At 70.0% G+C, this 23,899-nt stretch carries 21 protein-coding genes; 7 read left to right on the top strand and 14 right to left on the bottom strand.

Translation table 11 applies throughout. The annotated features are described in order from the left end of the window. Window position 1: 1 nt before the first annotated feature. From DEW08_RS25930 to DEW08_RS25910, 5 genes are all read right to left on the bottom strand, one after another. Window positions 2–1,198, bottom strand: a complete 1,197-nt coding sequence (locus DEW08_RS25930) for an efflux RND transporter periplasmic adaptor subunit (RefSeq protein WP_109332790.1) — start codon at window positions 1,196–1,198, stop codon at window positions 2–4. 41 nt (window positions 1,199–1,239) lie between these two features. After that, entirely contained in the window at window positions 1,240–2,121 is an 882-nt protein-coding gene (locus tag DEW08_RS25925; RefSeq protein ID WP_425429140.1) for an alpha/beta hydrolase, read from the bottom strand. A gap of 162 nt (window positions 2,122–2,283) precedes the next feature. Continuing rightward, window positions 2,284–2,553, bottom strand: coding sequence for a hypothetical protein (locus DEW08_RS25920; RefSeq protein WP_109332780.1), 270 nt, complete (start codon window positions 2,551–2,553; stop codon window positions 2,284–2,286). Between the two features lie 107 nt (window positions 2,554–2,660). Then, window positions 2,661–3,665, bottom strand: a complete 1,005-nt coding sequence (locus DEW08_RS25915) for a LysR family transcriptional regulator (RefSeq protein ID WP_109332779.1) — start codon at window positions 3,663–3,665, stop codon at window positions 2,661–2,663. Between the two features lie 102 nt (window positions 3,666–3,767). Continuing rightward, window positions 3,768–4,220: an NUDIX domain-containing protein gene (locus DEW08_RS25910; protein WP_109332775.1), complete on the bottom strand. Its 453-nt coding sequence runs from the start codon at window positions 4,218–4,220 to the stop codon at window positions 3,768–3,770. Between the two features lie 233 nt (window positions 4,221–4,453). Here DEW08_RS25910 and DEW08_RS25905 point away from each other — a divergent pair, with 233 nt between their 5' ends. Then, window positions 4,454–5,854, top strand: coding sequence for a GH1 family beta-glucosidase (locus DEW08_RS25905; protein ID WP_109332774.1), 1,401 nt, complete (start codon window positions 4,454–4,456; stop codon window positions 5,852–5,854). A gap of 24 nt (window positions 5,855–5,878) precedes the next feature. Here DEW08_RS25905 and DEW08_RS25900 read toward each other — a convergent pair whose 3' ends face one another. Beyond that, window positions 5,879–6,685 carry a DUF3750 domain-containing protein gene (locus DEW08_RS25900; protein WP_245987000.1) on the bottom strand — a complete coding sequence of 269 codons (807 nt, stop codon included), beginning with the start codon at window positions 6,683–6,685 and terminating at the stop codon, window positions 5,879–5,881. A 175-nt stretch (window positions 6,686–6,860) separates the two neighbouring features. Here DEW08_RS25900 and DEW08_RS25895 point away from each other — a divergent pair, with 175 nt between their 5' ends. After that, complete coding sequence (locus DEW08_RS25895; RefSeq protein ID WP_109332771.1) at window positions 6,861–7,346, top strand: hypothetical protein; 486 nt, start codon at window positions 6,861–6,863, stop codon at window positions 7,344–7,346. Here DEW08_RS25895 and DEW08_RS25890 read toward each other — a convergent pair. From DEW08_RS25890 to DEW08_RS25880, 3 genes are all read right to left on the bottom strand, one after another. Continuing rightward, on the bottom strand, window positions 7,288–8,142 hold the full coding sequence (locus DEW08_RS25890) for a polysaccharide deacetylase family protein (protein WP_109332770.1): 855 nt from the start codon (window positions 8,140–8,142) through the stop codon (window positions 7,288–7,290). The two genes, DEW08_RS25895 and DEW08_RS25890, sit on opposite strands and share 59 nt — an antisense overlap. Window positions 8,143–8,332: 190 nt before the next feature. Next, the gene (btsR, locus tag DEW08_RS25885; protein ID WP_109332760.1) at window positions 8,333–9,052 is read right to left on the bottom strand and encodes a two-component system response regulator BtsR; all 720 of its coding nucleotides are present in this window, start codon (window positions 9,050–9,052) and stop codon (window positions 8,333–8,335) included. After that, window positions 9,049–10,743, bottom strand: coding sequence for a sensor histidine kinase (locus DEW08_RS25880; RefSeq protein ID WP_109332759.1), 1,695 nt, complete (start codon window positions 10,741–10,743; stop codon window positions 9,049–9,051). Before DEW08_RS25880 ends, btsR begins: the two co-directional genes overlap by 4 nt. A 382-nt stretch (window positions 10,744–11,125) precedes the next feature. On the opposite strand from DEW08_RS25880, the gene DEW08_RS25875 reads away from it, so the two are divergent. The 4 genes from DEW08_RS25875 to DEW08_RS25860 all read left to right on the top strand — a co-directional run bounded on the left by DEW08_RS25875 (window position 11,126) and on the right by DEW08_RS25860 (window position 16,994). Continuing rightward, window positions 11,126–12,400: a serine/threonine transporter gene (locus DEW08_RS25875; protein WP_109332758.1), complete on the top strand. Its 1,275-nt coding sequence runs from the start codon at window positions 11,126–11,128 to the stop codon at window positions 12,398–12,400. A gap of 72 nt (window positions 12,401–12,472) precedes the next feature. Then, on the top strand, window positions 12,473–13,885 hold the full coding sequence (locus tag DEW08_RS25870) for an L-serine ammonia-lyase (RefSeq protein WP_109332755.1): 1,413 nt from the start codon (window positions 12,473–12,475) through the stop codon (window positions 13,883–13,885). Window positions 13,886–13,995: 110 nt separating this feature from the next. Continuing rightward, complete coding sequence (locus DEW08_RS25865) at window positions 13,996–14,931, top strand: enoyl-CoA hydratase (RefSeq protein WP_109332754.1); 936 nt, start codon at window positions 13,996–13,998, stop codon at window positions 14,929–14,931. Window positions 14,932–15,044: 113 nt separating this feature from the next. Continuing rightward, window positions 15,045–16,994, top strand: a complete 1,950-nt coding sequence (locus tag DEW08_RS25860; RefSeq protein WP_109332753.1) for a methyl-accepting chemotaxis protein — start codon at window positions 15,045–15,047, stop codon at window positions 16,992–16,994. A 59-nt stretch (window positions 16,995–17,053) separates the two neighbouring features. Here the strand turns inward: DEW08_RS25860 and DEW08_RS25855 are convergent, their stop codons facing one another. The 5 genes from DEW08_RS25855 to DEW08_RS25835 all read right to left on the bottom strand — a co-directional run bounded on the left by DEW08_RS25855 (window position 17,054) and on the right by DEW08_RS25835 (window position 22,538). Next, window positions 17,054–17,851, bottom strand: a complete 798-nt coding sequence (locus tag DEW08_RS25855; protein WP_109332752.1) for a phytanoyl-CoA dioxygenase family protein — start codon at window positions 17,849–17,851, stop codon at window positions 17,054–17,056. Window positions 17,852–17,898: 47 nt separating this feature from the next. Beyond that, complete coding sequence (locus tag DEW08_RS25850) at window positions 17,899–18,882, bottom strand: ABC transporter permease (RefSeq protein ID WP_109333451.1); 984 nt, start codon at window positions 18,880–18,882, stop codon at window positions 17,899–17,901. A 35-nt stretch (window positions 18,883–18,917) separates the two neighbouring features. Beyond that, window positions 18,918–19,868: an ABC transporter permease gene (locus DEW08_RS25845; RefSeq protein ID WP_245987040.1), complete on the bottom strand. Its 951-nt coding sequence runs from the start codon at window positions 19,866–19,868 to the stop codon at window positions 18,918–18,920. Between the two features lie 40 nt (window positions 19,869–19,908). Then, window positions 19,909–21,450, bottom strand: coding sequence for a sugar ABC transporter ATP-binding protein (locus tag DEW08_RS25840; RefSeq protein ID WP_245986999.1), 1,542 nt, complete (start codon window positions 21,448–21,450; stop codon window positions 19,909–19,911). Between the two features lie 104 nt (window positions 21,451–21,554). After that, window positions 21,555–22,538, bottom strand: a complete 984-nt coding sequence (locus DEW08_RS25835; RefSeq protein ID WP_109332750.1) for an ABC transporter substrate-binding protein — start codon at window positions 22,536–22,538, stop codon at window positions 21,555–21,557. Between the two features lie 264 nt (window positions 22,539–22,802). Between DEW08_RS25835 and DEW08_RS25830 the strand changes: the two genes are divergently transcribed. After that, window positions 22,803–23,876, top strand: a complete 1,074-nt coding sequence (locus DEW08_RS25830; protein ID WP_109332749.1) for a LacI family DNA-binding transcriptional regulator — start codon at window positions 22,803–22,805, stop codon at window positions 23,874–23,876. Window positions 23,877–23,899 lie beyond the last annotated feature (23 nt).

Here is a 23,899-nt window from a genome sequence, read left to right as displayed (position 1 = left end):
GTCAGGGACCGGAGGCGGCGACGGAAACCGTCTGCGTGCGGGGCCGGTCGGCGCCCATGGCGACCATCTTCGGGCGGATGCGGGTGCCGGGACGGGCGTGCTGCAGGCCGTTGACGATCACGCGGTCGCCGGCGGCGAGCCCCGTCGTCACCACGCGCAGACCGTCCTGCAGGGTGCCGAGCTTCACCTGGCGGTATTCCACGGTGTCGTCGGCCGTGACGGCGAGGACGAACTTCTTGTCCTGGTCGGTGCCGATGGCGCGCTCGTCCACCAGCAGCGACTCCTTCGGCGCGCCGCCGCCGACCTTGACGCGGGCGTAAAGGCCGGGGACCAGCATCCCGTCGGGATTGTCGAAGCGTGCGCGCACCCGGATCGTGCCGGACACGACGTCGAGCCGGTTGTCGACATGCTCCACCTTGCCCTCGCGGGAATAGCCCTCCTCGTTGGCGAGGCCGAGCTGCACCGGGATGTCGCGGGAATCGCGGACCGAGGCGATGTGGCGCAGATAGGTCTGCTCGTCCACCTCGAAGGCGGCGTAGATCGGCGAGACCGAGACCAGCGTGGTCAGCGGCTCCGCCGCGGCGCCGGCCGCCACCACGTTGCCGACCGTGCGCTCGGCGCGCGAGACGCGGCCGGCGACCGGGGCGGTGACGCGGGTGTAGCCGAGATTGAGCCGCGCGAGGTCGAGGGCCGCCTGCGCCGCCTTCAGGTTGGCGGCGGCCTCGCGGGCGGCGTTCTCCTTGCCGTCGAGCGACTGGCGGGAGATGGTGTCGTCCCTGATCAGGCGCTGGGCGCGGTCGAGGTCGGCGGCGGTGAAGCGGACGCGCGCCTGGGCGGCGGCCACCTGGGCTTCGGCGCGGGCGACCTCCGCCTCGTAGGGGCGCGGGTCGATGGTGAACAGGACGTCGCCCTGCCTGACCAGCGAGCCGTTGCGGAAATGGACGGCGGTGATGGTGCCCGGCACCTGGGGCCGGACCTCCACCCGGTCGACCGCCTCCAGCCGGCCGGAGTAGGACTGCCAGTCGGTGACCGGCCGGGACAGCACGGGGGCGACGTCCACCTCGGGCGCGGGCGGCGCCTGCGGGGCCTCCGCGGTCTGGGCGTCGGCGGGGCTGCGGGAAACGTTGAGGGCAGCGCCGGCGGCGATGAACACACCGGCCGCCAGGAGCAGGGCGAGCTTCGTACGATGTCCGGACATGAGCGGCATCCTGGGGTTCGGGGTTGGGGTCAGGGTTGGGGTCAGGGTTCGGCGCCGGTCAGGCGGCGCCGCAGGAACTGGGAGACGGCGGACAGCGCCCCGGCGTGACGGGCGAGCCCGGCGCGGCTGGCGTCGGCGAAGCGCAGGACCTGCGCCGCGACGCCGGCCTCGGCCAGCCGGCAGGCATAGCGTTCCGATTCCCGGCGCAGCGGGTCGTTGCCCGCGGTGACGATCAGCGCCGGCGGCAGCCGGTCGAGCCGCCGGCAGTCGAGCAGCGCCGCATAGGGATGCAGCCGCTGCGTGGCGACCGGCAGATAGGCGCGGAAGCAGCGGCCGCATTCCCGCACCGCCTCGCCATAGGCCTTGCGGAGATCCTCCTGCCCGTCCCGCTCCTCCGCGATGCGCGTGAGGCTGGGGTCGAGCATCGGGGCGAGCAGCGCCTGCCCGGCGATGAACGGATGGCCCTGGTCGCGGGCGATCAGGGTCAGGGCCGCCGCGATGTGGGCGCCGGCGTCATGGCCGGCGACGCCGATGCCGGTGCGGCGGACGCCGAGCGACGCGGCCTCCCCCGCCACCCAGCAGGCGGTCCGCCGGGCGTCCTCGATGGCCGCCGGGAAGGGGAAGGCCGGGGCCAGCGAGTAGCCGACCGAGACGACGAGGGCCGGCACCCCCTCCGCCACGGCCGCAGCCGCCGCCTCCGCCTCGTCGAGCGAGCCGGTGGTGAAGCCGCCGCCGTGGAACCACAGGACGGCCGGCAGCACCGGCGCAGCGGCCACCGCCAGGGCGAGCGGGCGGTAGAGCCGCAGCGCGATGTCCTGGGCGTGGCCGGCGATGACACGCTCGGCGACCGAGAGCCGGACGCCCGGTGCGGCGCCGGCGATCTCCCGCCCGTCAAGCTGTCCTGCGAACCGTCCCATCGGCATCCGGCGGCGACCGCCCCTCCCGCACTGCAACGGAGGGAAGTCTGTCCGACGGGGACGGTCGGATAAAGATCACCGGACCGGGAACACAATTCACCGTCCGCGAACAATCAGCGACCGGTGATGGGCTCTGTTCATCAGGGGATGCGGATGGGCGGAGGCCCGTCAGCGCCGGGCGTCGAAGGCGCGCCGCCAGGCGGTCCAGCCGGTCCGCGCGCCCAGGCAGGCCGCCAGGACAACCGGAAAGGACAGGACCGCCGGGCCTTGCCGAAGGCCGCCGGCATGAGCGGCTCCCCAGAGGATCGCCAGAGCGACCAGCGAGCAGCAGGCGCCACAGACGACGGCCAAGCCGACGGGGCCGAGACGCCGCGTCAGAACGGGAGCGCCGTCGATCAGCAGGGAGCCAAGTCCCGATGGCTTGCGCGCGATCTGCATGGTTCGCTTCCTTACCGGATACGCGAGCGCCAGCTTAAGCCGGAGGGGCCATCCGTACAACCGGGCCCGCTGTTCAACCGGGCCATCCGGTGCGTTGCCGCGCTCCCTCACGCCACGCAGTCGCAGGTGGTCTCGGTCTCCAGCTCCGGCGCGGGGGCCGGGCGGTCGAGGCGGCCGGTGGCGCAGACCTCGTCGCCCTCGTCCTCGCCCTGCAGCAGGGGGCAGCGCTCGAACAGCTCGACCAGCCAATCCACAAAGACGCGGACCTTGGGCGAGAGGTGGCGGTTCTGCGGATAGACGGCGGAGATCGGCTTGGGCGGCGGGCGCCAGTCGCGCAGCACCTCGCGCAGGGCGCCGCTGCGCAGATGCGGCAGCACCATGAAGCGGCCCGGCTGGAACAGGCCGAGACCCTCCAGCCCGCAGGTGACGTAGGCGTCGGCGTCGTTGACGGAGACGACGCTCTTCATCGGCACCTCGATGGTCTCGCCGTCGCTCTGGAAGCACATGTTGACGGTGCGTCCGGTGCGGCTGCCGAAGTAGTTGACCGCGACGTGGTTCTCCAGGTCGGCGATGGTCTGCGGCGCGCCGCGGGCGGCGAGATATTCCGGGCTGGCGCAGGTGACCTGCTGCATGGCGCCGATGCGGCGCGCCACCAGGCTCGAATCCTCCAGCCGGCCGAGCCGGATGACGCAGTCCACCCCCTCCTGGATCAGGTCGATGGGCCGGTCGCTGAGGCCGATCATGACGTCGATCTCGGGATATTGCTGGTGGAACTCGTGGATCGACGGGATGATGACCAGCCGCCCGATGGCGCCCGGCATGTCCACCCGCAGCCGGCCGCGCGGCATCTTGCTGGCGGTGGTGAAGGTCGATTCCAGCTCCTCCAGCTCGGACAGGATGCGGTTGGCTCCTTCCAGATAGGCGGCACCGTCCAGCGTCAGGTTCAGCCGCCGCGTCGTGCGCTGCAGCAGCCGCACGCCGAGCGAGGCCTCCAGATTCTGGATGGTGGTGGTGACCGAGGCGCGCGGCAGGCCCAGCGTGTCGGCCGCCTTGGAGAAGCTGTTGGCCTCGACCACCCGGACGAAGACGCGCATGGCGTGAAGCTTGTCCATGAGGCATCCCTTCCCTGTTCCGATCCCGGCCGCCGGCCCCGGCGGACCCGGCGTCAGTGTTAACCAAGCATTGCGCTGGGACGTTGTCCAGACAGCCGAAAGTTAAGGAGCGGCCGGCCGGCCGGTCGTAACCGGAGGGGTGTGGCCCAGCGCACGCACGGCGAAGCGAACGGCGACCGTCAGGTCGTCCGGCAGCGCGTCCAGCGCGAACCAGCCCCAGTCGGAGTGCTTGTCGGGTTCCCGGATGCGGGGTTCGCCCTCGAAGTCCGTGACGAGGTAGACGGGGGCCACCCAGTGCTCGCCGGTCCAGGGCTCGCCCTTGTCCGGTTCGATGTGGTCGACGACGCAGAGCAGCCGGTCGGGCCGGATGACGATCCCCATCTCCTCCCGCGCCTCGCGGATGGCGGCCTGTTCCACCGGCTCCATCCAGTCGACCTTGCCGCCGAGCAGGCCCCAGCAGCCGGCCTCCGGATCCTTGCGGCGGCGCAGCAGGAGGATGCGCCGCCCGGACAGCACCGCCGCTCCGCAGCCGACACGCGGTTCCCTGATGCCCATCCCCCGTCCCTCCCCTCTTCACGGTCCGCCGGGTTCGGCAGATCGCCGCCGACCCGACAAGGGCGCGCACCATACTCATTCGCCTGCCAACGGCCTAGCCCCGGCTTGGCGGCGGCACCGGTAGGCCGGCCCTACCGAATGGGCAATTCCCAAGCGCGGCGGCGGCCTCCAGACTTGGCCACCCTCCGGACCTTGCCGACCCCGGTCCGGCGGATGACAGGAAGGACCGGCATATGGAATTCCAGTTTCCCCAGGGCTTCGTATGGGGCTCCGCCACCGCCGCGCTGCAGATCGAAGGGGCGACGCGCGAGGACGGCCGCGGGGATTCGCAGTGGGACGTCTTCTGCCGCGAGCATCCCGAGCGGATCTGGCAGCAGGCGACGCCCGACCTCGCCTGCGACCATTATCACCGCTGGGCCGGGGATGTGGCGCTGATGAAGGCGCTGGGCCATACCGGCTATCGCCTGTCGATCGCCTGGCCGCGCATCATCCCCGACGGGACGGGGGCGGTGAACGAGGCCGGCGTCGCCTTCTACCGCCGCCTGTTCGCCGCCCTGATCGAGGCGGGCATCGAGCCGAACGTCACGCTCTACCACTGGGACCTGCCGCAGCCGCTGGCCCGGGCGGGCGGCTGGGAGAATCCGGCGACGATGGACGCCTTCCTGCGCTATGCGCGGGTGTGCTTCGAGGCGTTCGGCGATCAGGTCAAGCTGTGGGCCACCTTCAACGAGCCGTCCTGGTCGACGCTGAACGGCTATGTCACCGCCCTGCACCCGCCGCTGAAGCACGACTACAGGGCCGCCGTGCAGGTCGCCTATACCCTGATGGTCACGCATGCCCGCACCGTGGCGCTGTTCCACGGGCTGGGCGGCGACGGGAAGATCGGCATCGTGCAGAACATGTGCCCGGTCTATCCGGCGACCGACAGCCCGCGCGACGCCGAGGCCGCGCGGATCGCCGACGCCGTCTACAACCGCTGGTTCATCGACCCCGCCCTGCTCGGCCGGTTCCCCGAGGATGCGGTGGAGCTCTACCGCCGCAACCACATCCTGCCGGAGATGCGGCGCGAGGACCTCGACATGGTCGCCGCGGACAGCGTCGATTTCATCGGCGTGAACTACTATTTCCCGCATTATGCCTCGGCCGACGCGACGGAGACGCTGTTCGGCCTCAACACCTCCGGCAACAGGGACGAGGACTGCCACTTCTCGATCAAGGGGCTGTTCAAGTTCGTCAGGAATCCGAAGGGCCGCTATACGGACTGGGCGTGGGAGATCTATCCGCCGGGCCTGCGCGACCTGCTGGCCCGCGCCCACCGGTACCGCCCCGGCCTGCCGATCTACGTGACGGAGAACGGCATCGGCGCGCAGGAGACGCTGGACGCCGACGGCACGGTGGACGACCAGTACCGCATCGACTTCGTCCGCGAGCATCTGGAGGTCATCCACGGCGCCATCGCCGACGGCATGAACGTCCGCGGCTATTACATGTGGGCGCTGATGGACAACTTCAGCTGGCTGAACGGCTACAAGAAGCGCTACGGCTTCCTGTTCATCGACCGCGAGACGATGCGCCGCGTCCCGAAGAAGAGCGCCTTCTGGTACCGGGAGGTGGCGCGGCGCAACGGCTTCTGACGGCCCGCGCCGTCGGCCCCCCTCTCAGCCGGTTCCGTCCGCCGGGGCGTCCGCCGTCCGTGCCGGCGGGGGAATGACCGGGGCGTCGGGGCGCAGCGCGATGCGGCCCAGCCCCGGCAGCTTCACCGCGAGGTCGAGCGGATCGACGCCGACCGTCAGGCCGAGCAGGTTGACCTCCAGCCCCTCCTCCACCGCCAGCAGGATGCCGGCGACGCCGAACAGGCTGAGCTGCCAGCCGGTGCCGCTGGGCGCCCGCGCGATCAGGCTGCCGCCGAGATAGTCCTTGCCGAGCGCGGTGGACGGCAGGTCGAGCCGCAGTTCCGGCACCGCCCGCCCGACCCAGGCGGCGAAGGTGTTGCTGTTGGGGCCGGGCCAGACCCGGTAGTCCCGCGGATAGGGGTAGCTCGCGGCGGCCTCCGCGATCCTGGGGATCGCCGCCTCGGCCGCGGCGCCGCGCAGTTCGGCCAGCACGGCGGGCTGGGAGCCGAACCAGCGCCCGTCCGGGTCGCGGTTGCTGACCGACACGACCGGCAGGCCGCGGTAGAGCCGCCAGCCGATCACCTCGTAGACCGTGTAGCTCCCCGCCCCCGCCGGCTTGACCGCGAACCAGGGATGCACGCCGAAGGCGCCCCGCCAGGACAGGGCGCGCGCGGCATAGACCTGCACCACCGCCTCCGGCGTCGTGGCGGCATCGGGGGCGAGCCCGGCCGGCCGTCGGTCCGCCCTGGTCCAGTCGACGCCGAGCGACGCGGCGCCGGAGGCGATCACATAGGCCGGCCCGGCGAGCAGCAGGACCAGAGTCACCAGAAAACCCAGCAGCAGCACCTTCACCGCCTTCCCCGCCCCGTTCGGCCTGTTTCGCTTGGGCCGTTTCGCTTGGCCCATATCGTTTCAGCGCGTCCCCGATGCTATCATCGCGGGACGGTCCGCTTCTGTTGTACGAAGGTGACCATCCGCGCGGTTCAGTCCCTACCCCCTTTGCCCGCGCCCGCCGATGGAGAGAGCCATGCCCGGTTCCGCGCCGACGCCCGATCCGGCCGACGATCTGGCCGACCTGCTGGTCCGCATCACCCGGCAGGTGCCGGGGCGCAGCGAGACGATCGCCGTGGCGCGGGCGCTCGGCTGGACGACCGGGCCGAGCCGCAAGGGCTGGAAGGTGGTGCAGCCCACCGGCTATGCCGGCGGCATGGTGATCCCGCCGCGCGAGGACACCGGCCCGGCCGAGGCGTGGTTCGATCCGGAGGGCCGGGAGGTCGGCCTCGCCGGTCCGGAGGCGGCCTTCCCGCCCTATCTGACCAGCCTGGACACGGCGCTGGCGGCGGCCCCGGCGGCCCGGCGCGCCGATCTGCTGCGCCGGGCCATGGAGCGGCACCGGTCCTGGCAGGAGGAGAGCGGGCGCGACGATTCCGCGCTCGCCCGCCTGCCCGGTTTCGTCATCGCGGAGCTGCTGGGCGACCGGGCTCCCCGAGATGGAGCGCCATCGGGACGGTGACCGCCTGCCGCATCGCCTCCCGCCACGCCGACAGGGTGACGAAGCGGTAGCCCCGGCTGGCCCCGGCCGCCAGGATGTCCGGCAGGGCCTGCAGCGAGGCGGGTTTGGTGCTGTGCATCAGCACGACCGCGCCGGGATGGAGACGGTCGACCACCCGGCGGCCGATGGTCGCGGCGTCGGTCCCCTTCCAGTCCTGGCTGTCGACGGTCCACAGCACGGTCTGCAGGCCGCGGGCGCGGGCCGCCGCCTCGACCGCCGCGTCGAAGTCGCCATAGGGCGGACGGAACCACGCCGGGCGGAGGCCGATCCGGCCGAACGCGGCATTGGTGGCGTCCAGGCTGCGGAGCTGGCCGGCCGGCGGCAGGTCCGTCATCATCGGATGCTCCCAGCTATGGCTGCCGATCTCGTGGCCCGACGCGGCGACCTGGGTGGTCAGATCATGCTGCCGGTCCAGCTTGCGCCCGATGAAGAAGAAGGTCGCCCCGGCGCCGTGGCGGCGCAGCACCTCCAGGATGCGCAGGTCCTGCGGGTCGGGGCCGTCGTCGATGGTCAGGGCGATCACCCGGGCGGCGGGGTGGTCCGGATCGACCGTGGAGAGGTCGAGGTCGGCGCCGGGGATCAGATGCTCCGTCGCGAAGGGGGCATAGCCGTAGGTCGCGGCGTGGCTGCGCGGCTTTCCCGCCGCCAGGGCGGGGCCGACCGCCGGGTGCAGGGCGGCGACGGCCAGCGGCAGGCCGAACAGGGCGCGGCGGCGGATCGCGTGGCGGCGGATCGCGTGACGGTCGGGCCCCCTCATCGCCGCCTCGCCGCGTCGCGGCCCGCGAACATGGATCCCCGTTTCCCTGCGATCGACATTCCCGCCCCCGTCCTGCACGTCGGACGCGAAGCCTAGCAGGGGAAGGTGCGCGCGGGTAGCCCGGCCTTTGCAGGGCAAGGAGCCGCCGGCCGCATGCCGCGCCGCCGGACTGGGCGGCGGCGGCGGCGCGTCACAGGATGCCGAGCCGCTCCTTGATCTGGGGGAAGAAACGGCGGCTGACCGGGATGACGTGGCCGCGCCTGGTGTGGATCTCGGCGAGGCCGTTTTCCAGGAAGTTGATCTTCTCGATATAGTCGACGTTGACGAGATACTGCCGGTGGCAGCGCAGCAGCGGCGTGCGGTCCTGCAGGATGTGCAGCGGCAGGGCGGTCGGCTTCTCGCTGCCGTCGGTGGCGACGACATAGACCCCGCTGATGCCCGAGGCGACATACTCCACCTCCTCCATCCGCAGGAGCTGGACATGGTGCTGGCCGAAGCAGGGGATCTGGCGGAGCTGGTTGGCGCCGGGCAGCAGGCCGATCTTCTGCGGCTCGCGGTCGCGGCGCAGGCGCTGCAGCGTCTTGTCGAGGCGGGCCTGGTTGACCGGTTTCAGCAGATAGTCGAAGGCGTGCTGTTCGAAGGCCTGCACCGCGTATTCGTCGTAGGCGGTCAGGAAGACGATGTGGGGCATCTTCTCGTGGTCGAGCATGCTCAGCATCTCGATCCCGCTGACCCGCGGCATCTGGATGTCGAGGAAGACGACGTCCGGCTTCTCCCGGTTGATCATGCCCACCGCGTCGATGGCGTTGCTGCATTCCCCGATGATGGCGATGTCCTCGGCCTTGGAGAGGACACGGCGAAGCTCCTTGCGAGCCAGCGGCTCGTCATCGACGATGAGGACGTTGATCATTTGGAAGCGGCCTCCAGAGGGACCCGGATCGAGACGCGGGTGAAGACGTCGCGCTCGGACGTGACGGTAACACCATAGGACGCGCCGAAACAGTTCTTGATGCGGCGGTCGACAAGGCTCATGCCGAGGCCCTTGCCCGCCGGTTTCGGCTCGTAAAGCCCGGCGTTGTCTTCCACATCGAGAACGAGATCTTCCCCGTCCTGACGGGCCTTTATGGAAACGCGGCCGGGACGCAGCAACTGGGACGTGCCGTGCTTGATGGAATTTTCCACGACAGGCTGGAGCGTGAAGGTCGGCAGCCGCACCCAGCCGAGCGAGTCCGGGATGTCGACCTCGACCGTGAGCTGGTCGGAGAAGCGGGCGAGCTCGATCTGCAGGTAGGCGTTCACATGCTCGATCTCCTCCGACAGCGAGGCCTCCTCGCTCGGCCGCTTCAGGTTCATGCGGAAGAAGGTCGAGAGGTCGCCGATCAGGTCGCGCGCCTTCTCCGGGTCGTCGCAGGTGACCGCCGCGATGGTGTTCAGCGCGTTGAACAGGAAGTGCGGGTTGACCTGGGCGTGCAGCAGCTTGATCTCCGCCTGGGCGAGCAGGGCCTTCTGCTGCTCGTAGCGGCCGGCCAGGATCTGGCTGGACAGCAGCTTGGCGATGCCCTCGCCCAGCGTGCGGTTGATGGTGGAGAACAGCTTGCTCTTCGGCTCGTAGAGCTTGATCGTGCCGATGACGTGGTTGTCCTCGCCGACCAGCGGGATGACCAGCGAGGACCCGAGCCGGCAGGTCGGGCTGATCGAGCACTGGTAGGCCACCTCGTTGCCGTCGGCATAGATGACCTGGTTGTAGGTGATGGCCTCCAGCGTGCTGGCCGAGGAGATCGGCGTGCCGGGGAGATGGTGGTCGTCGCCGATGCCGATGAAGGCCAGGATCTTCTCGCGGTCGGTGATGGCGACCGCGCCGACTCCCGTCTCCTCGTAGATGATGCGGGCGACGGTCTGGCTGTTCTCCTGGTTGAAGCCGCGGCGCAGCACGCCGTCGGCCCGCGCCGCGATGGCGAGCGCCTTGGCCGAGAAGATGCTGGACTGCCGCTCGATCAGCGCGCGGCGGTCGAGCAGGATGCCCATGAACATCGCCGCCCCCAGCGAGTTGGCGATCAGCTCCGGGATGGCGATCAGCCGGACGATCTCCAGCGTCTGGTCGAAGGGCTTCGCCACCGCGAGGTCGATCAGCAGTTCCAGGACCACGCCGATGAAGGTGAGGGCGCCGGCCTTGTAGGGGTCGAACAGGGTGCGGATCCTGCCCTGCCGGACCAGATGGCGGTGGACGAGGCCGCCCAGCAGCCCCTGCACCACGATGTCGATGCCGGCGGCGAGCGCGAAGGCGCCGCCCAGCGAATAGCGGTGCAGACCGCCGGTCACCCCGACCGCCAGCCCGACCAGCGGCCCGCCGAGAAGCCCGCCGAGCGTGGCGCCGATCGCCGGCGTGTTGGCGATGGCGTGGACCACCGGCATGCCGAGGATGGTTCCCATGATGCAGAACAGCGAGAAGATGACGTAGCAGGTCAGCTTGTGCGGCGGCCGGATGGTGACGTGGGTGAGCGGGATGAAGATCTTCGTCCGGCTCAGCAGATAGGCCACCACCAGATAGACGCACATCTGCTGCAGCAGGAACAGCGAGAGGCCCAGGAGATCGACGGACATCGGAACGGCTCCTCATACCCGCGCGTCGGGCCTGCGCTTCGGGCCCGCGCTTCCGGAAGGTCTGCCCCCCGGCGGTGAGTGGTGACAGGTGGTGGCGCGAGGCGCATCTAGTGGAACATCGCCGGCCAAAACGCCAGAGAGAAGCATGGGCCCGGACCGGGTTGCGACGTTCGGCGCACGGCGCTTTCTCCCCGGCCCCGGCTGCCGCCCTTGGCGTCTCCGCTCATTTGCGCATTCCACCGCTCATTCTGCTATTCCACCGTTCCGGCGTTGGGCCCGGAAGCGGGCCTTTGTCCTTGCTAGGCTGCCTCCAGTCAATCAACCGCAGCCGCACCGGGATGGACGAACCATCCGGCGTCACGGGCTCGCAGGAGGCATCGCCATGGTCAGTATCTCAACCGAAACCACAAGGCTGGGCAACCCGACCCTGCCCTGGTCCAAGCACGACACGATGTGGATGCTCGGGCTGTTCGGCACCGCCATCGGCGCGGGAACCCTGTTCCTGCCGATCAACGCCGGCCTCGGCGGCTTCTGGCCGCTCGCCACCATGGCGGCCATCGCCTTCCCCATGACCTACCTCGCCCACCGCGGCCTGTGCCGCTTCATCCTCTCCTCCTCCAAGCCCGGCAGCGACATCACCGAGGTCGTCGAGGAGCATTTCGGCGCCACCGCCGGCAAGCTCATCACCCTGCTCTACTTCTTCACCATCCTGCCCATCCTGCTCATCTACGGCGTCGGCCTCACCAACACCGTCCAGAGCTTCATGGTCCACCAGCTCGGCATGGTGCCGCCCCCGCGCATCCTGCTCTCCCTCGGCCTCATCCTCGGCCTGATGGCCGTCATCAAGCTCGGCGAGCAGATGGTCGTGCGCGTCATGAGCTGGCTGGTCTATCCCTTCGTCCTCGTCCTCATCGGCATCGCCCTCTACCTCGCCCCCGACTGGAACGGCGCCATCCTCAACGAGACCCCCAGCGTCGGCACCTTCAGCCTCACCCTGTGGCTGAGCATCCCCGCCCTGGTCTTCTCCTTCAACCACTCCCCCGCCATCTCCCGCTTCGTCGTCGCCCAGCAGCACCAGTACCGCGACGAGGCCGAGGCCAAGTCCGACCAGATCGAGAAGTACGCCGCCGTCATGATGGTCCTGGTCGTCATGTTCTTCGTCTTCAGCTGCGTCTTCAGCCTCACCCCCCAGGACCTCGCCAACGCCAAGGCGCAGAACATCTCCATCCTCTCCTACCTCGGCAACAAGTTCGACAACCCCCTGATGGCCTACCTCACCCCGGCCGTCGCCTTCGTCGCCATCACCAAGTCCTTCTTCGGCCACTATCTCGGCGCCCGCGAAGGCCTCAACGGCCTGATCTCCCAGCATCTGCGCGGCCAGGGCAAGGCCGTCGACCTCAAGGCGATCAACCGCTTCAGCGCCCTGTTCATGGTCGCCGCCGTCTGGATCGCCGCCACCCTCAACCCCAGCATCCTCGGCATGATCGAATCCCTGTGCGGCCCGATCATCGCCTCCCTGCTCTTCATCATGCCGATGTACGCCATCCGCAAGGTCCCCGCGATGCGCAAATATGCCGGCCAGCCGGGCAACGTCGTGGTCCTCTTCATCGGTTCGGTCGCCATCTCCGCCATCCTCTACTCCCTGCTCAGCCTCTGAACCGCCGGACCGGCCGCCGCCTCTCCCCCACCGGGGAAGGCGGCCCAGGCCGACACAGGAAGGACCTCCGCCATGATCAGCATGTTCGACCTCTACAAGATCGGCATCGGCCCCTCCAGCTCCCACACCGTCGGGCCGATGAAGGCCGCCCGGCAGTTCGTCGACGATCTGGCGGCCTCCGGCCGGCTCGAGCGCACCGGCCGGGTGGCGGTCGACGTCTACGGCTCGCTCGCCCTCACCGGCAAGGGCCACCACACCGACGTGGCGCTGATCCTCGGGCTGGCCGGCAACCTGCCCGACACGGTGGACATCGACGCCATCCCCGGCTTCCTCCAGCAGGTGCGGGCCAGCCGCCGCCTGCCGCTCGGGCCGCAGGGCCGGCCGGTCGACTTCCCCGCCACCGCCATCACCTTCCACCGCTCCAACCTGCCCCGCCACGAGAACGGCCTGACCATCCGCGCCTTCGACGGCGAGGAGGAGCTGCTGGCCAAGACCTACTATTCGATCGGCGGCGGCTTCATCGTCGACGAGGAGACTTTCGGCCGGCCGGCGCCGCAGGCGGCCGAGCTGCCCTATCCCTACGCCACGGCGGCCGAGCTGCTGGCCCATTGCCGGGCCACCGGCCTGTCCTTCTCCGGGCTGGTGCTGGAGAACGAGCTGCGGCTGCACGGCCGCCAGGAGATCCGCGACTATTTCAGCCGCATCTGGCAGACGATGCGCGCCTGCATGGAGCGCGGCATGGCGACCGAGGGCGTGCTGCCCGGGCCGCTGCGGGTGCCGCGGCGCGCGGCCCTGCTGCGCCGCCAGCTCGCCTCGTCGGAGGCGCTGTCGCGCGACCCGATGAACGTGGTGGACTGGGTGAACATGTTCGCCTTCGCGGTGAGCGAGGAGAACGCCTCGGGCGGCCGGGTGGTGACGGCGCCGACCAACGGGGCCTGCGGCATCGTGCCGGCGGTGCTGGCCTACTACCACCACTTCATCAAGCCGGTGGACGAGGAGGCCTGCATGCGCTTCTTCCTCGCCTCGGCCGCGATCGGGGCGCTGTACAAGACCAACGCCTCGATCTCCGGCGCCGAGGTCGGCTGCCAGGGCGAGGTCGGGGTCGCCTGCTCGATGGCGGCGGGCGGCCTGGCCGACCTGATGGGCGGCAGCCCCGAGCAGGTCTGCGTCGCCGCCGAGGTGGCGATGGAGCACAATCTGGGCCTGACCTGCGACCCGGTGGGCGGCCAGGTGCAGATCCCCTGCATCGAGCGCAACGCGATGGGCGCGATGAAGGCGATCAACGCGACGCGCATGGCGCTGCACCGCACCAGCGAGCCGCTGGTCTCGCTCGACAAGGTGATCGAGACGATGTTCGAGACCGGCAAGGACATGGACCCCAAGTACCGCGAAACCTCCTGCGGCGGCCTCGCCGTCAAGGTCCTCCCCAACCCCGCTGCCCAGACCGCCCCGCAGGACGCCGACACCGTCGTCTGGGCCGCGTGAGGGCCGTCATCCGAGGACGCATGACCTCCCGGTTTGCGTGAGAGGTCATGCCGATCAGCCCAATGGGGCGGTCGGGGACTCCGACCTCCCGCCATACGGAGCATCGCGTCATGCATTCCACCCAAATCGAACAGGTCTCCGCCCTGCGCATCGGCCAGACGGCCAGCCTGACGAGCCGGTTCACCGCCATGGATGCCGAGCTGTGCACCATCCTCTCCGATGACGCCGACAGCCATTTCGAACCGGCCGGCGGATCCGCCCTGTGGATCGGCTGGATGGTCTCCGGCGTGCTGGAAGGCCTTCTGCCCGGCGCCGGGGCGCTGCAGCAGGACCAGCGCCTGCGGGTCGAACGGCCGGTGCGGCTGGGCGAGGCCGTCACCGCGACCGTCACGGTCACCGGGAAGCGGGCGGACGGGACCGCGGTCGCCTTCGACTGCACCTGCACCAACCAGGACGACGAGATCGTCGCCAGCGGCACCGCCGAGGTCATCGCCCCCATCGGCGGGACCCGCCCGGCGGCGCAGATGCAGGCGCACCGCTACGACCGGCATGCCGCCCTGCTGGCGGGATGCGCCGGCCTGCCGCCGCTGCGCACCGCGATCGTCCATCCCTGCGACGAGGACACGCTGCAGACCGCCGTCGCGGCGGCCGAGGCCGGGCTGATCGACCCGGTGCTGATCGGCCCGGCCGCGACGATCTGCTCGGTGGCCGCCCTCTGTCAGCTCGACCTCCGCCCCTACCACCTGATCGGCGTCGACCACGATCACTCGGCGGCCGAAACCGCCGTCACGCTGGCCCGGGTCGGCAAGGTCGAGGCCATCATGCAGGGAAGCCCCGACGCCGAGGATCTGATGACCGAGGTGGTCGAGAGGGAGGCCGGTCCGGACCTGCCGGCGCTGGATCTGGAGTCCGGCATCGTGCTGGGCGCCGAGGTGCCGGTGATCCTCGCCAGCCGCGCCGACACGATGCGGGCGCGCCTGACCTGCTGCGCCATCGCCTCGCTGCTCGCCACGTCGCGCCGCAGGCCGTCGCTGGCGGCGGAATGACCGCCGCCATGCCCCCGATCAAGAAGTCGCCACCCAAGACGCCACCACCAGGACGCTGCCACGGCCCGCCGTGGCGGCGCCGGTCAAGGCGCGCCATCGCGTAGAGGACCATCATGAAGCAGCCATCGACCGCCTTGACCGGCACAGCACCGCAGAAAAAGTTCATCCACAAGATCCTGATGGCTGCCACCGCGCTGATCACGCTGTCGGTCGGCGTGCTCGGACTCTGGATTTATCTGCTGTCGTCCCAGTCGCTCCAGACCGAGCTCGATGAGAAGGTGCGGGCGGCCGGCGTCGGCGCCGCCGACGGCATCCAGAAATGGCTGGACGGCCGGCTGATCCTCGTCCGCACCGTCACGGAGGACATCACCGGTGCTGAGCCCGGTGCGCTGCTGTCGCTGGTGTCGCGCAAGACGCTCGGCGACGTCTTCTCCGAGGTCTATTTCGGCGCCGAGGCGGACGGCCGCATGGTCTCCTCCGTCGCCGCGGAATTTCCCGCCGGCTACGACCCGCGCAAGCGGCCCTGGTACCAGTCGGCGGTCAGGGTCAACGGCCTGACCATGTCGGAGCCCTATCAGGACGCCCGGACGAAGAAGATCGTCATCGGCGCGTCCATGCCGGTCACCGCCGACGGGAAGCTGCGGGGCGTCGCCGGGGCCGACCTGTCGATGGATGCCCTGCAGTCCTTCCTGCGCTCGATCGAGCTGGGCGGCAAGGGCTTCGTCTTCCTGGTGGACGGCGACGGCAAGGTGCTGGTGCATCCCGACGAGGCCAAGGTGATGAAACCCTCCGGCTACAAGCCGGCCGGCGGCGCCACCATTGCCGATAACAGCCAGCTCGTCAGCTTCTACCGCATCGAGGGGCTGCCCAGCCTCACCTGGTACGTCGGCGTGTCGATGGACCAGGAGAAGGTGATGGCGCCGATGCGTCTGCTCTCCAAGGCGCTGACCGCCACCGTCATCGGCGCCATCGTCTTCGTCGTGCCGCTGCTCGGCCTGCTGATCGTGCGCATCGTCGCCCGGCCGATCACCAGCATGACCCGGGCGATGTCGCGGCTCAGCGCCGGCGACCTCACCGTCACCATCCCGGCGCTCGACCGCCGCGACGAGATCGGCGCCATGGCCCGCTCGCTGGAGATCTTCAAGGAGACCCTCGCCCACAACCGCGCCATGGAGGAGGAGGTCCGGCGCACCCGCGAGCAGGCGGAGCAGGAAAAGCGCGGCGCCCTGCGCCGCATGGCCGACACCTTCGAGGCCAACGTCAAGGCGATCGTCGGCCAGGTCACTTCGGCGGCGAGCCGCATGAAGTCCAACTCGCAGCAGCTCTCCGACATGGCGGAGGACGGCCGGCTGCGCGCCACCGCCGTCGCCGCGGCGGCCGAGGAGGCCTCGGTCAACGTGCAGACGGTGGCGGCCTCGGCGGAGGAGATGACCAGCTCGATCGGCGAGATCACCCGGCAGGTCAACCACTCCAGCCAGGTCGCCCAGCAGGCGGCCCAGCGCTCCGACGAGGCGTCGCGCAACGTGCAGCTCCTGGCCGACCAGGCGCGCAACATCGGCGCGGTGGTGCATCTGATCAACGAGATCGCCAGCCAGACCAACCTGCTGGCGCTGAACGCCACCATCGAGGCGGCGCGGGCGGGAGAGGCCGGCAAGGGCTTCGCCGTCGTGGCGTCGGAGGTCAAGCATCTGGCGACCCAGACGGCGCGGGCGACCGAGGAGATCTCTGCCCAGATCGCCTCGATGCAGGAGGCGACGAACGGGGCGGTCGGCGCCATCGCGGCGATCGCCGCGGTGGTGACGCAGATCAACGAGGTGTCGACCACCATCGCGGCGGCGGTGGAGGAGCAGGACGCGGCCACCCGCGAGATCGCCCGCAACGTGCAGCAGGCGGCGGCGGGAACGCAGGAGATCTCGCACAACATCGGCGGCGTGCAGCAGATCGCCGACGGCACCGGTACCGCCGCCCATCAGGTGCTCGACGCCGCCGGCACCCTGTTCCGCGACTCCGAACGGCTGTCGCAGGAGGTCGAGCGCTTCATCAGCGAGGTCCGCGCCGGCTGAGGACGCGGTGGATCAAACGGGCGCCGTGCCACCGGCCGGCGCCCGTCCGGATTCAGGGATCAGTAGGCGAAGGCCTGATACTGCTCCGTCTGGCCGTCGTCGAGACTGTCGACCACCGGGTTGAAGCGCAGCAGATGGCGGGCGCGATCGGACAGGCGGGCGTGGACGGAACGCGGAACGCGGATGCTGACCTCCGGACGGAACAGCCAGCGGCGGCTGTAGCCCAGCACGACCATCGGCCGCGGCTGATCGGTGCGGTTGGGCGTTCCGCGGTGCAGGTGACGGACGTCGCGGATCATCACGTCGCCCAGCGCCATCGGCACCGTCTCCAGCGGGATCTCGCCGGACCTGATCTTCGCCAGGGCCTCGTCCCGGTTCATCAGGTGGGTTCCCCTGGCGATCTCGATCGGACCGTTCTCCAGCGTGACGTCGCACAGCGCGAAGTTCACGGCGAGCTGGAAGGACGGCGTCTCGCGGCCCCATTCCGGGAACAGGGGCGGCGTGTCGCGATGGATCTCCTGATGCTCCGATCCCAGAACCGGCGTGTCGGTCGCAAGCTGGCAGAACACCGGGTCGGGGCCGACGAGGCGCTGGACGACGCCCAGGATATCCTCGTCCTCGAAGATTTCCGGGTCCGCGAACGGGGCGTCGAACGGCAAGGTGACGTAGAAGCGGCCCTTGCCGCGGTTCTGCATGTGCCCCTCCCGTTCGACATGGCGGTCGAACAGGGGCTGGAACGCCTCCCTCCAGGCTTGCAGCGTCGCCTTCGGCAGATGGTCCTTCAGGACGACATAGCTGTCGCGCCTGACGGTCTCGGCCAGGGCGTCGAGGGTGGCGGAATCATAGCGGCCGGTCATGGTGGCAGTGCTCCCTCAGGAAAACGCGCGGTGGTGGAGAAGTCCCGTCAGCCGGTCCGCCGCGCCGTCAGGCGGCTTTGCAGAACGACGACGACGAGCAGGAAGAGACCGCGGATCACCGATTGCCAGTAGGCACTCAGGCTGATGGCCCCGCGGCCGTTCTCGAAATTCAGGATGTTGAAGATCAGGCCGAGCAGCAGGACGCCCGACAGCGTGGCGCCGACCGAGCCGATGCCGCCGGTGAGCAGCGTTCCGCCCACCACCACGGCGGCGATGGCGAACAGCTCCCACCCCGCCCCCTCGGTCGGCTGGCCGGCGCCGAACTGCGATGCCAGGATCACCCCGGCCAGCCCGGCCAGCCCGCCGGAGAGGACGTAGACGGCGATCTTCACGCGCCGGACCGGCAGGCCCATCAGGCGCGCCGCCTCCTCGTTGCCGCCGACCGCCAGCGTGTTGCGGCCGAAGGCCGTGTAGTTCAGCGCCAGCGAGCCGAGCAGGTAGGCGGCGGCGGCGATCAGGGCCGGGACCGGCAGGCCGAACAGGTCGCCCTGGCCGAGCTCGATGAACAGGCCCTCCCACGACACGGAGACGGACTGGTTGCCGGCGAGCAGCAGCGCCATCCCGTTGGCCGCGAGCATCGTCGCCAGCGTGGTGATGAAGGGCAGGATGCCGCCCCAGGCGATGACGAGACCGTTGACCAGCCCGGTCAGCAGCCCCGCCCCGATTCCGGCGGCGAGCGCCGGCACCAGCCCGTAGGGGCTGACCAGGGCGGACACGACGCTCGCCATGGCGGCGACGGCCCCGACCGACAGATCGATCCCGCCGGTCATGATGACGAAGCACATGCCGAGCGCCACCAGCGCGAACATGGCGTTGTAGCGCAACAGGCTCAGCACGTTGTAGGAGCCGAGGAAATTGTCGTAGCGCAGCGCCCCGAACAGGATCAGCAGCAACAGCGCCACCAGCACCCCCTGCCGGCCGATCAGGCTGGCGGCACGGGCCGCGCCGAGGCTGCGGCGGCGAGGAGGCATGGATCCGGCGGTGATCGGGGTGGTGGTCGGGGCGGTCATCGGGATGCTCCCTGACGTTGCAGCCAGACGGCCAGCAGGATGATCGCGGCCTTGACCACCAGGGCGGCGGCATCCGGCACCCCGTTGGCGAGCAGCGTGTAGCGGACGAGCTGGATGATGAGCGCGCCGAGCAGCGTGCCGATCACCGTCGCCCGTCCGCCGGTCAGCAGCGTGCCGCCGACCGCCACGGCGGCGATGGCGTCCAGCTCCATGCCGAGGCCGATCAGGTTGGCGTCGGCCGACGAGTTGATGGAGATGACGATCAGGCCGGCGATGCCCGACAGCAGCCCGCTGATGGCGTAGACGGCCAGCTTGACCCGCGCCACCGGGATGCCCGCCAGACGCGCCGCCCCTTCGTTGCCGCCGGTCGCCAGCACGTGGCGGCCATAGACGGTGGCGCGCAGCACCCAGGCCATGGCGAGCACGATGACGACCATCAGGACCGCCTGCACCGGCACCCCGGAGATCCGCCCCAGCCCGATCCACTGGAAGGACGGGTTGGAGAAGGTCTGCAGATTGCCGTTGGTCATCACCTGCGCGATGCCCCGCCCGGCGATGAACAGGACCAGGGTCGCGATGATCGGCTGGATGCGGAAGCCGGTGACGAGGACGCCGTTGAAGAGACCGAGCGCCGCCGTGACCAGCACCGGCACCCCGAGCGCCAGCGCGACCGCCGTGGTCGGGTCGAGCGGGCCGAACAGGCTTCCTCCGAGGATCAGCGGGGCGAGCGCCCCGGCGATCGCCATGAGCGAGCCGACCGACAGGTCGATCCCCCCCGTGGCGATGACCAGCGTCATCCCGACGGCGACGATCACGATGGTCGCGACCTGCGTCAGGTTGACGAAGAAGGTCTGCCAGGTCAGGAAGTTCGGCGTCACGGCGACGTTGAAGACCAGCAGGGCCAGCAGGGCGAGCGGCGCCCCCCAGTCCCGCATCCGGCGGCCCATCCGCCGGGCAGGGGCTTCGCTGCGCTTGCTCAGGCTCAGTTCAGCCATGGGCGGTCTCCGCCGGATCCTGGGAGTGGCCGTGCGCCATGGCGTGCATCAGCGCCGGCTCGCTCACCGCATCGCCATCCAGTTCCGCGACCGTGCGGCCGTCGCGCAGCACCACGACGCGGTCCGCCCCCTCGACGAGTTCCTCCAGTTCGGACGAGATCATCAGGACGCCCATGCCGCCGTCCGCCAGCTCCTGGATCAGCGCCTGGATTTCCGCCTTGGCGCCGACGTCGATGCCGCGCGTCGGCTCGTCGAGCAGCAGCACCTTCGGGTTCATGCAGAGCCAGCGGGCGAGCAGCACCTTCTGCTGGTTGCCGCCCGACAGCTCGCGGATCTTCTGGTCCGGCGAGGCGCATTTGATGCCCAGCCGGCGGATGAAGGTCCAGACGACCGACTGCTGGTGGTAGGTGTCGACGATGCCGGCCCGCGACATGGCCGGCAACAGCGCCAGCGTCATGTTCTCGCGGATCGACATGTCGGGGATGATGCCCTCGCTCTTGCGGTCCTCCGAGCAGAAGCCGATGCCGGCGCGGATCGCGTCGGCGGGACTCTGGAAGCGCACGGGACGGCCGTTCAGGCGCAACGTCCCGCCCTCCAGGGCATCGGCCCCGAACAGCACCCGGGCGACCTCCGTCCGGCCGGAGCCGAGCAGCCCGGCCAGCCCGACGATCTCGCCGGCCCGCAGCTCGACGCTGGCGTCCTGCACCCGGCGGCCCTGCCGCAGCCCTTCGACCGCCAGCAGCGGTTCCCGCCCGTGATGGGCCGATCCGGTGAATCCGGTGGCGCCGCCGCGCTCCACCTCGGTCATGCGGCGGCCGAGCATGGTGGAGACCAGTTCCAGCTTGCCGATGTCCCGCATGGCGCTGGCGGCCACCGTGCGGCCGTCGCGCATGACGGTGACGCGGTCGCAGACGGCATAGAGCTCGTCGAGGCGATGGCTGACGAAGATGACCGAGACGCCGCTTTCCTTCAGTTGGCGGATGACGCCGAAGAGGATCTCCACCTCCTGCTCGTCGAGGGAGGAGGTGGGCTCGTCCATCACCACCAGCCTGGCATCGAACGACACGGCGCGGGCGATGGCGACCATCTGCTGAACGGCGATGTTGTAGCTGCCGAGGGGCCGGCGCACGTCGATCTCGATCCCGAAGCGGCGGAGCAGCTCCGCCGCGCGGTCATGCACCCGGCGCCAGTCGATCAGCCCGAACCGGCGCGGCTCGCGGCCGAGAAAGACGTTCTCGGCGACCGAGCGGAAGGGGACGAGGTTGACCTCCTGGTAGATGGTGCTGATTCCCAGGCGCCGGGCGTCCTTGGGCGAGGACGGATCGATAGGCCGGCCGTCGAACAGCACCTCGCCGACGTCGCGGCGGTAGGCGCCGGTCAGGATCTTGATGAGGGTGGATTTCCCCGCCCCGTTCTGGCCGATCAGCGCATGCACCTCGCCGCGCCCGACCTCCAGGGAAGCATCGGTCAATGCCGCGACCCCGGCGAAATGCTTGCCGATGCCGCGCATCGACAGCAGTGGAGATGCGCCCATCACGCTTGATCCACAGGTTGTTGGTCCTGAGACCGGGGGTGGTCCTGGGACCGGGATCGGCCCCGTCGGCGCCCGGACGGCCGGACCGGGCGCCGCGCTCCGGATCAGAATGCCTCGCCGATCTTCGCCGCGGCGTTGGAGGCGTCGAAGAACTGGTCCTCGTTGATGATCTTCGGCTCGATCTTCTCGCCCTTCGCATAGCGCAGCGCGGTATCGAAGGCCTTCGGGCCGAAGCGCGGGCTGCATTCGACGGTGGCTCCGAGCTTGCCGTCGATGATCGCCTGCAGCGCGTCGCGGGTGCCGTCGATCGAGACGAGCCGGATGTCCTTGCCCGGCGTCCTGCCCGCCGCCTCGACCGCGGCGATGGCGCCGATCACCATCTCGTCGTTGTGGGCGTAGATGGCGGTGGCGTCGGGATGGGCCTGCAGCAGCGTCTCGGTGACCTGCCGCCCCTTGTCCCGGACGAAATCGCCGGACTGGCTGGCGACGATCTTCATCCCCGGATTCTTGGCGATCACCTCCTCGAAGCCCTTGCGGCGGTCGTTGGCGGGGGACGAGCCGGCGGTCCCTTCGAGCTGGATGATCCTGGCGTTGCCGTTGGTCGCCTTGACCAGCCATTGCGCGGCACGGCGCCCTTCCTCGACGAAGTCGGAGCCGATGAAGGTGACATAGTCGCGGCCGGCCTTGGCGACGCTCTCGTCGACCGTCCGGTCGAGCAGGATGACCGGAATCCCGGCGCGCTTCGCCTTCATGACGGCGGGCACCAGCGGCTTCTCCTCGCGCGGGGCCAGGAAGATCAGGTCGACGCCCTGGGCGATCATGCTGTCGACGTCGGCCACCTGCTTGGCGGCCGAGCCGGCCGCATCGGTGTAGACGAGCTGCCAGCCCCGCTTCGCGGCCTCGGCCTTCATGCTCTCGGTCTGGGCGATGCGCCAGGGGTTGTTGCTCTCCGTCTGGGCGAAGCCGACCTTGTAGGTCTCTTTCTGCTTCATCGCCGGCAAGCCCTGCGCCCCCGCCGATGCCGCCACGAAGGTGGCGGCCGCGCATGCCAGACCCACGGCGAGGCGCCGCACGTCGAACGTGATCATGGTCTTCCCTCCTGTCTCGCAGCCCGCCCGGTCCGCATCGGGATGGCGCCTTTTGGTTTGTTTGCTAAGCGGAGCATCGACAGGGGCGCAGCATGCGCGAGGTAATTTTATTGGTCAACATGCGCTAAAGTATTGCGGCACCGGTCAGGGGTAGCGCTGCCAAAGCCTCTGTTTGGAGCGATCATGACATGGTAATAATTAGCAATGCCGGGCCGTGGCCAGGGGGAAGCAGCGGTGGGATCGGAACGCAGACGACGACCGACGATGACCGACGTGGCCAAGCTGGCCGGGGTCTCGCAGTCCAGCGTGTCGCTCGTGCTGAACAACATGACGGGCGCGCGCATCTCCGAGGCGACGCGGCAGCGGGTGTGGGAGGCGGTGCGGGCGATCGGCTACCAGTTCGAGCCGCGCGGCCACCAGCCGCTGCCGGCGAGCGGCCCGGTGCCCAAGACGCTGATCGGCTATCTGGTGGACGAGATCTCGACCAGCCCGCATCCGGTCCAGTCGGTCGACGGCGCGCGGGAGGCGGCGTGGGAGCATGACTGCGTCGTCGCCGTCCACACCACCCGCAGCAATCCGGAGCTGGAAGCGGCGTCCCTGGCGGCCCTTCTCGCCAACCCGGCGCTGGTGGGGATCGTCTATTCGACCATCTTCACGCGCAAGGTGGAGCTGCCGCCCTTGCTGGACGGCATCCCGACCGTGCTGCTGAACTGCACCACCGCGGACCGCAGCCGTTCCTCGGTCATTCCGGGGGATGTGGCGGGTGGCCATGCGGCGACCGAACGGCTGATCCGTGCCGGGCACAGCCGCATCGGCTTCATCAACGGCGAACCGTGGATGGATGCGGCGCGCGACCGCTACAAGGGATACCGGCAGGCACTGGCGACCGCCGATCTGCCGGTCGACCCGCAGATGGTGCGCGAGGGGGAATGGTCGCCCAGCAGCGGCTACCGGCACACCCGCTCCCTGATGAGCGAGCCCCGCCCGCCGACGGCGATCTTCTGCGGCAACGACCTGATGGCGGTCGGCTGTCTGGAGGCCCTGAAGGAACTGGGGCTGCGGGTGCCCGACGACATTGCCGTGATCGGCTTCGACGACCAGGAGATCGCCCAGCACACCCGCCCGCCGCTGACCACCGTGCTGCTGCCGAACTACGAGATGGGCCGCTGGGCGGTGGAGCAGTTGATCTCGGAGGTCATCCAGGGGCGTGCCCCGCGCCCGATGCAGGTGAAGATGGATTGCCCGCTGGTGGAGCGCGACACCGTCCCGCCGGTCGCGGGCGGCTCAGGCACGGTCGACGGCGACGACGCGCTGATGGAGGAGGAGATGCGGGGCTGAGCGGAGCCCGCCCCGCCTCCCGC

This window comes from Azospirillum thermophilum, from assembly GCF_003130795.1.
Taxonomy (GTDB): domain Bacteria; phylum Pseudomonadota; class Alphaproteobacteria; order Azospirillales; family Azospirillaceae; genus Azospirillum; species Azospirillum thermophilum.
The sequence above is the reverse complement of the archived record's forward strand: the minus strand, read 5'-3'. Positions and strand labels throughout refer to the sequence as shown.